Below are 1,120 nucleotides of genomic sequence, written 5' to 3'. Positions count from 1 at the left end.
AGCCGTCGCTCGGTGAGAACGTGGCCGAGACGGTGAACCGATCTCCTCGAATCACTGTGTGCCGCAACTCCACCGGCCGGGAATTCATGCAACCCGAACGGCGGATCGACAGCGCGGAGGTCTTCGAATCGAGTTCGAGTGCTGCCGCATCCTCCGGATCCGGGACGACGGCAGTGACGTCCTCGCGGCCACCGGTCAGGCGGATGCCGCAACGCTTCTCGAGCTCGATGTAGAGAGCCGTGTGAGTGAAGTCCGCATCCAGGAGGTCGCGTGCCAGATCCCCCGGCAACCAGGCACGGTCGAGCGCCAACGGCATGGTCCCTGCCATACGGATGCGCTCTAGGTAGAGCAGCGGCGCCTTGGGACCGACCCGCAGGGTAGCGGCCACCGCGGGGTCGGTCCGCAGTTCGAGTACACGCACCACGCTGTGCTGAGCAACACCCGTGGCTTCCACCGCAGCGAAGAGACTGTAGAGCGCACCGAGTGGCTGCTCGATCACCGGCGGAGCCGCCAACCGAGAAGGCCGGCCACGCTCTGCAATCAAGATTCCTTCGTTCCGCAGGTGCCGCAGGGCCTCGCGGGTGGTGTGACGGCTCACCCCGTAGCTCGTCGTCAACGCATGCTCGCCCGGGAACTCGGAGCCGGCGAATTCGTCGTCACCGATTCGGCGGACCAGATCAGCATGCAGTTGCGCCCACAGCGGCATCGCACTGGAGCGGTCGAGCGCGGCACTGCGATCGGGTTCAACCATCAAAGGCCCTCCTGTCGATCTGTGTCGGAATCCGAATTCGAGCCGCCGACTGCTGGCCCTCGGGGCCACTGTACAACAAATGTACGTACATCCGTACGGACGGGAGATGCTCTGCGCAGGTCGACACGCAACAAGACGACCTTCGCATCGACAAAGTCTCGCCGAGCACGAACGAGCGCCTGGTGGAGATCGCGCCGAACCTGGTGAATCCGTCCGCGTAGCGACGCGGCATCACGTCGCCTCCCAGTCGGTCCCGGGTCAGGCCAGTCGGTGCCGGATCAGGAGTGTCGCCCGGGGTCCTGCTCGGTCTGGGGTCTGCTCACCGTCGGTGGCGCAGCGAGCCGACAGGGCGAGCACAGGACCAAACCG

At 65.6% G+C, this 1,120-nt stretch carries 1 protein-coding gene; it reads right to left on the bottom strand.

The window, feature by feature from the left end; genetic code table 11:
- Positions 1-751, bottom strand: a 751-nt coding sequence (locus tag AB0P23_RS25455; RefSeq protein ID WP_363799792.1) for a GntR family transcriptional regulator, incomplete at its 3' end; no start/stop codon positions are given.
- Positions 752-1,120: the final 369 nt, after the last annotated feature.

The organism is Rhodococcus sp. NPDC077669, assembly GCF_040686915.1.
GTDB lineage: Bacteria > Actinomycetota > Actinomycetes > Mycobacteriales > Mycobacteriaceae > Rhodococcoides > Rhodococcoides fascians.
This window is presented reverse-complemented; position numbering and strand designations above follow the sequence as displayed.